This is a genomic window from Azoarcus taiwanensis (genome assembly GCF_012910885.1).
Taxonomy (GTDB): domain Bacteria; phylum Pseudomonadota; class Gammaproteobacteria; order Burkholderiales; family Rhodocyclaceae; genus Azoarcus_F; species Azoarcus_F taiwanensis.
Genome location: NZ_WTVM01000148.1, coordinates 1 through 8,869, shown reverse-complemented (window position 1 = coordinate 8,869; position 8,869 = coordinate 1). Strand labels below are relative to the sequence as shown.

The following is an 8,869-nucleotide window of genomic DNA, read 5'->3' as shown; positions in this document are numbered from 1 at the left end:
ACCATCGGTTACGGACTGCCGGACTTCGCAGAGGAACTCAACTACGGAGTCGATCTATCAACCATCTGAGGGTGGTATCAGATTGATGGGGTGAAGGTGCCCCATCAACCATTAAATCCGTATACCCCGCTTTTCCAACTTCGCCCATGGCGAAACCATGGCCTTCGGCACGATGGTCACGATCCTCTTCACCTGGTGGCTGCAAGGCCTGGGGGTGAGCCTGGGTCCGCTGCCCACTGCGCTGCTCGCGCTGCCGCTGGGCATTGCCGTGACCATCGGCCTGATCCTGATCTGCGACCGCTGGGTGTATCGCTACCATCGAGGCCAGCGCGCCAAGCCGGTGATCTTTCTGATCGCCTCGCTCGGGCTGATGTTCATCTACAACGGCCTGGTCCGCATCATCATCGGACCGGGTGAGCAACGCTTCGAGGATGGCCAGCGCTTCATCATCACGGTGCGTGAGTTCCGGGAATGGTCCGGACTCACTGAAGGCCTGATGTTGCGCTCGAGCCAGGCGCTGACCATCGTCGTCACGCTGATCGCAGTGGCGGCGCTGTTCTGGTTCCTCGAGCGCACCCGCACCGGCAAGTCGATGCGCGCCTATTCCGACAACGAGGATCTCGCGCTGCTTTCAGGGATCAAGCCCGAGCGGGTAGTCCTCATTGCGTGGGTGCTCGCGGCCACCCTCGCCACGCTCGCGGGCGTGCTCTATGGACTGGACAAGGGCTTCTCGCCGATCAACTACTTCCATCTGCTGTTGCCGATCTTCGCGGCAGCGATCGTCGGCGGCCTCGGTAGCCCGCTGGGCGCAGTGGCCGGTGGCTTCATCGTCGCATTCTCCGAAGTGTTGCTGACCTACGCCTATCGCCGTTTCCTTTCCTACCTGCTGCCTGAGCCCTGGATGCCCGAGGGTCTGGTGCAATTCCTGTCGACGAACTACAAGTTCGCGATCTCCTTCGTCATCCTCGTGCTGGTGCTCCTCATCCGGCCTACCGGGATCTTCAGGGGGAAAACGATATGAACGCCGCGACCAGCAAAAAGCAAACGCTGCTCCTGTTCACCCTGATGGGGCTGGCCTTCGTCGTGGTCGGCTTCGTCCAGAGTTGGTCGCTTTCGCTGACCATCTTCAACTACTGCCTGATTGCCGCGATCATGGCGCTGGGCCTGAATATCCAGTGGGGTTACGCCGGCCTGTTCAACGTCGGCCTGATGGGCTTCGCCGCGCTCGGTGGCATGGCGGTCGTGCTGGTTGCGATGCCGCCGGTCGAGGAAGCCTGGAGTGCCGGCGGGTTCAGTATGCTCACCGCGCTGCTCTTCGTGCTCGCCACCGTGATAGCGGCCATCGTCGTTTACAAAAGGCTGCCCAAGGGACGCACTCGCAACTTGGCGATCGCCGCGATCCTCATCATCGGCTACTTCCTGTCACGCGCGTGGTACGAGCCTGCAGCGCGCGCGATCGAGTCGGTCAACCCGGCCCACACCGGCTACCTTGGCGGCCTGGGCCTGCCGGTGGCACTGTCGTGGATCGTGGGCGCGATACTCGCTGGCTGCGCTGCCTGGCTGATAGGCAAGATCACCCTTGGACTTCGCTCGGACTACCTCGCCATTGCCACCCTGGGCATCGCCGAAATCATCCTCGCAATCATCAAGTACGAGGAATGGCTGACTCGTGGCGTCAAGAACGTCAACGGCATCCCGCGACCCGTGCCCTTCGAGATCGACCTGCAGCAGACCGAATGGGTTCGGGACCTGGCGGTACGCCTTGGCTCCACCGCACCGGAAGTCGCGGCCCTCACCGTAAAGGTCGCCTACGCCGGCATCCTGCTGTCAATCCTCATCGTGCTGATGTGGTTCGCGCAGACCGCGCTGAACTCGCCGTGGGGCCGGATGATGCGTGCGATCCGTGACAATGAGGCCGCCGCCAGTGCAATGGGCAAGTTCGTCAAGGGGCGGCACCTGCAGGTGTTCGTGCTCGGCTCAGCGGTCGTCGGTCTGGCCGGCGCGCTGCTCGTCACCATGGACGGACAGTTCACCCCGGGCTCGTACATTCCACTTCGCTTCACCTTCCTGATCTGGGTAATGGTGATCGTTGGCGGCTCGGGCAACAACTACGGCGCCATCCTCGGCGGCGTGCTGATCTGGTTCTTCTGGGTCGAAGCCGAACCGATCGGTTTGTGGTTGGCGAACACGCTCACCTCTGGTCTCGCCGCGGATAACGTGCTTCGCACGCAGTTGGTAGAGGGCGCCGCGCACATGCGCCTCGTCGTGATGGGACTCGTGCTGCTGCTGACCCTGCGCTTCAGGCCCAAGGGCTTGTTGCCGGAGGTCTCGGCAAGACGACACTGACCCGCCGTCAGAGCTGCCCAGAGAAACGGCCGCGGACGAATCCGCGGCCGTTTTTTTGACCTCACTTCGCAGCCCCCTCGCCCATACCGAACTTACGGTTCTCGCGGTGAGTTGGCAGATGCCTGTGTCAAAAAAGCGAATGAGAGTTCTGGAGGATTTGTTCAGGTTGGATTATCCTCGCCTGTATCCAGAGCGCGCGCAAGCCTTGCGCTCCTTAGTCTTGCCCTTCTCACCTGAGACAACCATGAAGGCCGGCCTCCGCCATCTGCGTTTCGTCACACCGATGGGTCCGCTGCTCGCATTTGCCGACAGCGCTGGCCTGTGCGGCCTGTACTTCGAAGACCAGAAGGACTGCCCGTCGAGCGGGCAATCGAACGCAGACGACGCCGACCCGATACTGCGGCAGACACGCGACCAGATACTGGACTACTTCGCCGGGCGACTCGGCGCATTCTCGGTGCCGCTTTCGCCTGCAGTCACACCATTTCAACAACGGGTCCGTGACGCACTACTGAAGGTACCGGCAGCGCACACCACCACCTACGGCGCGCTGGCAAGAAGCATAGACTCCCCAAGAGGCTTCCGAGCTGTCGCACAGGCATTGGCTCGCAATCCGATCATCATCATCGTACCCTGTCATCGGGTACTTGCGAGCGATGGCTCGCTGGGCGGCTTCTCTGCCGGCCTGGCACGCAAACCAGCGCTTCTTGCTCATGAAGTGCAGCATTGGCCGCGCACTGAAAGCTAGGGCCTGCTCTCATACGCCATCACGAAGGCGAGAACCGCAACGACCGCCCATGTCCGACAGGCTGACAGTACTCAGCTTTCAACCAGTTCGCGAATGCGAGCGCGCACCGTGGCCACCTGAAACGGCTTTTCAATGAAGTCGGCGGCGCCCAGTTCTCTCGCTTGCGCCGCGACACTCTCTTCGGTTTCACCGCTGATCACCAGAATTGGTCGCTGAAACCCCTCTGACTTGAGACGTGCGATCAGCTCCAGGCCGCTCGTGCCCGGCAGGTCAACGTCCACAAGCAGCAGACCGCAGCCCGAACAATCACCACCCGTGGTAGCCAGGTACGCATCTGCCGAGTTGAAGATTCGCGCGGTCAGGCCAATCGATTCACAGACCACTCGCAGCAAATCACTGAGCGCGACCTCGTCATCGATGATGCAGACGTGGGTCAGGAGATTGGTTGCGCTCATCACAAAGATCGCCCAATCACTGGCGCAAACGAAGCTCTCCTCCCGTTCACGAGCGGCTCACGGCGATGAGAACGCGCGCCTGCAAGACTTTGCTGCCGACGACGTTCAGCAATATCGATTGCCTTCCTCATGTCATCTCCGGCGTACCTGATAAACCCCGTAACAAGCGAGGGTGAAGACAACGCCAGTTCGATATAGAATTTGACCTATATCAAAAACAACACACGGCACCGTCGTCTCTAAGTGCCTCGAAGCTTACATGGGTGACGTAACCCATCGATCGCTGCTCGGTGCGTTTTCAGTCACGGAATGTAACGTTATGAAACAGTCGTTTATTGCAATTCATGAGTTCTTGGACTCCGGAGGATGACACCGTGAGTGCGAGTGCCGGTCATGTATTCGTCGTCGATGACAGCGCGCCGATCCGCGAACTTGTCGAGACCTATCTTCGTGGTGAGGGTTTCGAAGTCACCTCTCTGGCAGACGGGCCGGCCCTGCGCGCAGCCATGACAGCGGGGGCCTCACCGGATGTAGTCATCCTGGATCTGGGGCTACCGGGAGAGGATGGTCTGTCACTGACCCGCTATTTGCGTGACCAGCATCATGCCGCCATCCTTATCGCCAGCGGCAAGGGCGACACCATGGATCGTGTAATCGGCCTGGAGGTCGGCGCGGACGATTATCTTGGCAAGCCTTTCGATCTTCGCGAACTATTGGCCAGGGTGCGCAGCCTGATTCGCCGACGCACGCACCAGGAGCCGCCCGCTCGGGCGGTAGCGACCACGCCAAATTCGGAGATCCGTCGCTTTGCGGGCTGGCGCATCGACCTATCCGCCCACAGCTTGCACGAACCGGACGGGCGCGAAGTGGAGCTGAGCACCGGCGAGTTTCGTCTGCTGCGCGAGTTCGTGCTCAATCCCAACCATGTGTTGACCCGGGACGAACTCATGGAGCGCTTGCACGGGCGGACTGCAGGACCTTTCGATCGCAGTATCGACGTACAGGTCAGCCGTCTGAGGCGCAAGATCGAGGTCGACCCCGAGCACCCGACACTGATCAAGTCGATACGCGGCGCGGGTTACATGTTCGTTGCACAGGTCGAGGCGGATTGATGGACATGCGATCGGGCGAAGGCGCCGAAACGAACCGCGATCACGTTCAGCTTTACGGGCTCGACTGCGAGGATTACCGCTGGCTGCTCGATGTCACGACGATTGCCATCGTGGTGACCGACGGTGACGGCCGTATCCGCCTGCTCAACGCCGAGGCAACACGACTGTTCGGCCATCGCGCCGACGCCTTGATCGGGCGTCATGTCGAGATGCTGATCCCGGAGCGTTTTCGCGTCGATCATGCGCGGCACCGTGAGGCGTACAAGAGCGCGCCGCGCCCGCGCGCAATGGGCGCCGGTGTTCAACTCTACGGTGTTCGGGCCGATGGCAGCGAGTTTCCGATGGAGATCGGCCTGACCCCGCTCAACACCCGCCATGGTTTCCTGGTCGCGACCACGATCATAGATGTCAGCGCCCGCGACCGCGCCGAACAGGCCCTGATGCAAGCCCAGAAGATGGAAGCCGTCGGACAGTTGACCGGCGGCATCGCACACGATTTCAACAACCTGCTGACCGTCATCAGCGGAAACCTGCAACTACTTCAGGAGCGACTCGCCGACGACCAGCTCAACCTGCATCTGGCCAATGCGGCGGCAGACGCGGCTTCGCGAGGCGCCGAATTGGTGCGCAGCCTGTTGGCGTTTTCGCGCAAACAAGCGCTCAAACCGCAGACGATTCGCTTGTCCGAGACATGTCGGCGGATGTTGCCCATTCTGGAGCGCACGCTTGGCGAGCACCTGACGATTCAACTTGTCGAACGCAACGAATGGGAGGCCGTCGCGGACGTCGCCCACTTCGAGTCGGCATTGCTGAACCTGGCGGTGAACGCCAGAGACGCAATGGAGAAAGGCGGCCAACTCATCATCGAAGTCGCCGACCACGTCATTGACAGCGCCGATGCGCTGGGAACACATGGCGCCTCGCCCGGCGACTACGTCATGCTGTCGGTCAGCGACACCGGCTGCGGCATGGACCTCGAGACCCACTCTCGCGCACTCGAACCGTTTTTCACGACCAAACCCGGTGGGCGTGGCAGCGGGCTGGGTTTGCCGATGGTTTTCGGTTTCGCCCGCCAATCGGGCGGGTTCATGCGCATTTTCAGCGAACCCGGCCAGGGCACGACGATTCGTCTGTTTCTGCCTCGCGCCAAGGGGCGGGAGCCGGAAGTGGTTGCAACTGCATGCACGCTATCGGACTACCGGGGTAGCGAAACCATCTTGATACTCGAAGACGACGAGGCGGTCGGTTCGCTCGCCGCGCAGTTGCTCGACAGCCTTGGCTACCGGGTTCTGCGCGCACGTAACGGCGCATCGGCACTTTCCCTCGCAGACGAAGGACACTCCATCGACGTGCTGTTCGCCGATCTGATTCTCGTCGGCAAACTTGATGGCATAGACGTAGCAAACGCACTTTGCGCACGGCAGCCCACGCTCCGCGTGCTCCTCACTTCCGGTTATCCGCAGGACGTCGTTCGGCGCGGCGGCCGGATCCCGGAAAGCGCCCGCCTTCTTCCCAAGCCGTATGATCGCAACCTCCTGGCCCGGAGCATTCGTGCGATTCTCGACCAAGGCTGACGAATCCGCGTTCTCCGTCAAGGGCGGCGACTGATCGTTATTCCCTCGCGATCGGTTTTTGTTGCAGCGGCCTGTTACGCACCGTAACCGAGCGTTCCCGTGCCGAAATCCCGGGGTTACGCGTTCGCTCCATCATTCAAGCGCGCAGGTAGTCGGGCTCACCCTCGCCTTGACCGTGCCGCTAACAATAATGGAGACACGCCATGGACATGACCGCTCAGTTTGACGTTCCGCAGTTGCTCACGGGTATCACGCTGTTCGCAGGATTGGACACGAGTCTGCTTGAAGATCTTGCGCAGCACGCGACTATCCGCCGTGTCGACAAGGGTGTCGTCATCTTTCGCGAAGGCGACCGCCCGTCGGCGCTTTACTTTCTTCTTGACGGGCAGGTTAAGCGCTCGGTCTGCTCCCCCGAGGGCGACGAGAAGGTGCTGGATGTGTATTACTCACGCCAGCTTTTCGGTGACGCGGAAGTCATGAGCGGTCGTTTATGCATGGCCTGCGCAGAAGCCACACACGATTCCATCCTGCTGGCCATTTCGCACAAAGCGGTGCTCGCACTCGTCAGCGAGAACATCGAAGTTGCAATGCGCCTGCTCCAGTCGATCGCACAACGCCATCATGCGCTCGAGCGCGATATCGTTTCACGCCGGTTTCAGAACACCACCGACCGCGTGCTCGAGTATCTTTGCGAACTGCCCAACGAGTGCGACTCGGTGGACACCGCAGAATTCGAACTTCGCACATCGAAGCAGGTACTGGCCTCGCACCTCGACATGACGCCGGAGACCCTGTCACGCAATCTTCGCCGCCTGATCGATGCTCGGCTCATCAGCGTCTCCGGGCGTCGCGTAAAGATTCATCGCCGCGCCGTCGCAAACCACCTGGCAAACGCAGGCTCACATGGCACCCAGGGCCGTTTCTTCGCACTGCGACACACGTCCACGTTCTGACGACCGCCCCGGGGAGTCTCTTCCCGGAAGCCGGTAGCGCTGCCACGTCAGCGAGATACGCTCCCGGCTGAGAGGCGGAGGGCCCTTCGCTGGCCAGCGAAGGGCTCGGACAGCCATGAGGCCCGCGAACGATCCCCGTGAATGACTGTCCGACCCGGCCATGGATACCCTCACCCACGCCCTGTCCGGGGCCCTCGCCGGACGCCTGCTTGCGCGCGCGCCCAGGACCGGCCAACCGCTGAGCAACCCGCCTGTCTGGCAAATGGTGACCGTCGGCACGGTCGCCGCGACCTTTCCCGACCTCGACTTCGTGCTCGGTTACGTGTCCGAGCTCGCCTACCTGCGCGGCCACCGCGGCGTCACCCATTCCCTGATCCTGATGCCGCTGTGGGGGCTGCTCATCGCCTGGGCGATGGCCGGCCTGTTCCGTGCCTTCGCGCAGCGCAGCGGCGGACCGGTGTTCGACTGGCGGCACTACTACTTAGTGGCCTGCGTGGCGATCTTCGTGCACATCGTCGGCGACCTGATCACGCAGTTCGGCACGATGATTCTTGCGCCTTTTTCGGACCAACGCTTCGGTCTGGGCACCACCTTCATCATCGACCTCGGCGTAAGCGGCATCATTCTTGCCGGCCTCATCGCGAGTGCGATCTGGCGAAAAACCCGCCTGCCGGCGGCACTGGCCTCGTTCGCGCTGGTGGCCTGGATCGGCAACAGTGCGCTCGCGCGCAGCGATGCGATCGACGCCGCGCGGGCCTGGGCAGAACGCGAAGGCGTGCCGGTCGTCTCGGTCGACGCTGCGCCCCGTCCGGCCTCACCCTACAACTGGACCGCGATTGTGTTCGACGGGCAGCACTACCACTACGCCCACTTGAACACCCGCCGCAGCGAACCACTGGTCGCCACCGAGAGCGACCACTTCATCCGGCGCTTTTCGGCCCCCTACCAACCCATCCACCTGGCCCAATGGGAAACCGCGCCACGCTTCGGCAACGGCAGCACCGCCGAACTGGCTCGAACCGTCTGGCAGGCCGAAGAGTTCGAGTTCTTCCGCTGGTTCGCGATGTTCCCGGTGCTCGACGAGGTCGAACCGGGGCACGGCGTCAACGGCGACTGCGCCAGCTTTCGGGATTTGCGCTTCGAGACGCCGGGGCGCGGGCACATGCCCTTTCGCTACGGTTTGTGCAACGGTGGCGGCGAATGGCGGCTGTTCGAGCAGACCCGCGATGGCATCCGCTGGCTGACCGGTTGAACCTGAGACCCCACATTGACGCCGAGATGCGCCAAAAAAGCCTCGGCCGCGGGCGAGAAGACCTTTCGCCGCCAATGCACCACCGACCAGACCGTGCGCACCGGAAAACCCTCGACGTCGAGTTCGACGAGGTCCTCCCCGCCGGCATGGTGCAGGGTGTGACGCGACACCACCGCGATGCCGAGCCCGGCCAGCACCGACTCCTTGATCGCCTCGTTGCTGGCGATCACCATTCTGGGCGCGAAGGGCCAGCCGTTTGCACGAAAGGCCCGCTCGATCGCAAGGCGAGTCCCTGAGCCGGCCTCCCGCATCAGCAGCGGCCACTGCGCGAGATCGCCCCAGGTCAGGCCGCGTCTGCCAGCCAGCGGATGACCCACCGGCGCGATGAACACCAGCGGGTTGTCTGCAAACGGGTGCGAGGAGATATCG

Annotated in this window: 9 protein-coding genes; 7 read left to right on the top strand and 2 right to left on the bottom strand. The window is 62.3% G+C overall.

The window, feature by feature from the left end; all coding sequences use genetic code 11:
* Positions 1-115: 115 nt before the first annotated feature.
* The 3 genes from GPA21_RS17335 (at position 116) to GPA21_RS17325 (ending at position 3,094) form a co-directional block, all read left to right on the top strand.
* On the top strand, positions 116-1,021 hold the full coding sequence (locus GPA21_RS17335) for an ABC transporter permease subunit (RefSeq protein WP_168989364.1): 906 nt from the start codon (positions 116-118) through the stop codon (positions 1,019-1,021).
* Positions 1,018-2,346: a branched-chain amino acid ABC transporter permease gene (locus GPA21_RS17330; protein WP_168989363.1), complete on the top strand. Its 1,329-nt coding sequence runs from the start codon at positions 1,018-1,020 to the stop codon at positions 2,344-2,346. Before GPA21_RS17335 ends, GPA21_RS17330 begins: the two co-directional genes overlap by 4 nt.
* A 244-nt stretch (positions 2,347-2,590) precedes the next feature.
* Complete coding sequence (locus GPA21_RS17325; protein WP_168989362.1) at positions 2,591-3,094, top strand: methylated-DNA--[protein]-cysteine S-methyltransferase; 504 nt, start codon at positions 2,591-2,593, stop codon at positions 3,092-3,094.
* Between the two features lie 71 nt (positions 3,095-3,165).
* Here GPA21_RS17325 and GPA21_RS17320 read toward each other — a convergent pair whose 3' ends face one another.
* Positions 3,166-3,549 carry a response regulator transcription factor gene (locus GPA21_RS17320; RefSeq protein WP_168989361.1) on the bottom strand — a complete coding sequence of 128 codons (384 nt, stop codon included), beginning with the start codon at positions 3,547-3,549 and terminating at the stop codon, positions 3,166-3,168.
* 374 nt (positions 3,550-3,923) lie between these two features.
* Between GPA21_RS17320 and GPA21_RS17315 the strand changes: the two genes are divergently transcribed.
* The 4 genes from GPA21_RS17315 (at position 3,924) to GPA21_RS17300 (ending at position 8,440) form a co-directional block, all read left to right on the top strand.
* The gene (locus tag GPA21_RS17315; protein ID WP_339379800.1) at positions 3,924-4,661 is read left to right on the top strand and encodes a response regulator; all 738 of its coding nucleotides are present in this window, start codon (positions 3,924-3,926) and stop codon (positions 4,659-4,661) included.
* 5 nt (positions 4,662-4,666) lie between these two features.
* Positions 4,667-6,235, top strand: a complete 1,569-nt coding sequence (locus GPA21_RS17310; protein ID WP_168989359.1) for a PAS domain S-box protein — start codon at positions 4,667-4,669, stop codon at positions 6,233-6,235.
* Between the two features lie 203 nt (positions 6,236-6,438).
* Positions 6,439-7,188 carry a Crp/Fnr family transcriptional regulator gene (locus GPA21_RS17305; protein WP_168989358.1) on the top strand — a complete coding sequence of 250 codons (750 nt, stop codon included), beginning with the start codon at positions 6,439-6,441 and terminating at the stop codon, positions 7,186-7,188.
* Between the two features lie 160 nt (positions 7,189-7,348).
* A complete protein-coding gene (locus GPA21_RS17300; RefSeq protein ID WP_168989357.1) occupies positions 7,349-8,440 on the top strand; it encodes a metal-dependent hydrolase in 1,092 nt (363 codons plus the stop codon).
* On the opposite strand, the gene GPA21_RS17295 is transcribed toward GPA21_RS17300, so the two are convergent.
* A partial coding sequence (locus GPA21_RS17295) for a LysR substrate-binding domain-containing protein (protein WP_246262039.1) occupies positions 8,362-8,869 on the bottom strand: 508 nt, incomplete at its 5' end. The two genes, GPA21_RS17300 and GPA21_RS17295, sit on opposite strands and share 79 nt — an antisense overlap.

What these genes read in the sequence shown, in the direction of transcription:
- GPA21_RS17310 (WP_168989359.1), top strand. Translation starts at nt 4,667, where the DNA reads ATGCGATCGGGCGAAGGCGCCGAAACGAACCGCGATCACGTTCAGCTT.
- GPA21_RS17325 (WP_168989362.1), top strand. Translation starts at nt 2,591, where the DNA reads ATGAAGGCCGGCCTCCGCCATCTGCGTTTCGTCACACCGATGGGTCCG.
- GPA21_RS17300 (WP_168989357.1), top strand. Translation starts at nt 7,349, where the DNA reads ATGGATACCCTCACCCACGCCCTGTCCGGGGCCCTCGCCGGACGCCTG.
- GPA21_RS17305 (WP_168989358.1), top strand. Translation starts at nt 6,439, where the DNA reads ATGGACATGACCGCTCAGTTTGACGTTCCGCAGTTGCTCACGGGTATC.
- GPA21_RS17330 (WP_168989363.1), top strand. Translation starts at nt 1,018, where the DNA reads ATGAACGCCGCGACCAGCAAAAAGCAAACGCTGCTCCTGTTCACCCTG.
- GPA21_RS17320 (WP_168989361.1), bottom strand. Translation starts at nt 3,549, where the DNA reads ATGAGCGCAACCAATCTCCTGACCCACGTCTGCATCATCGATGACGAG.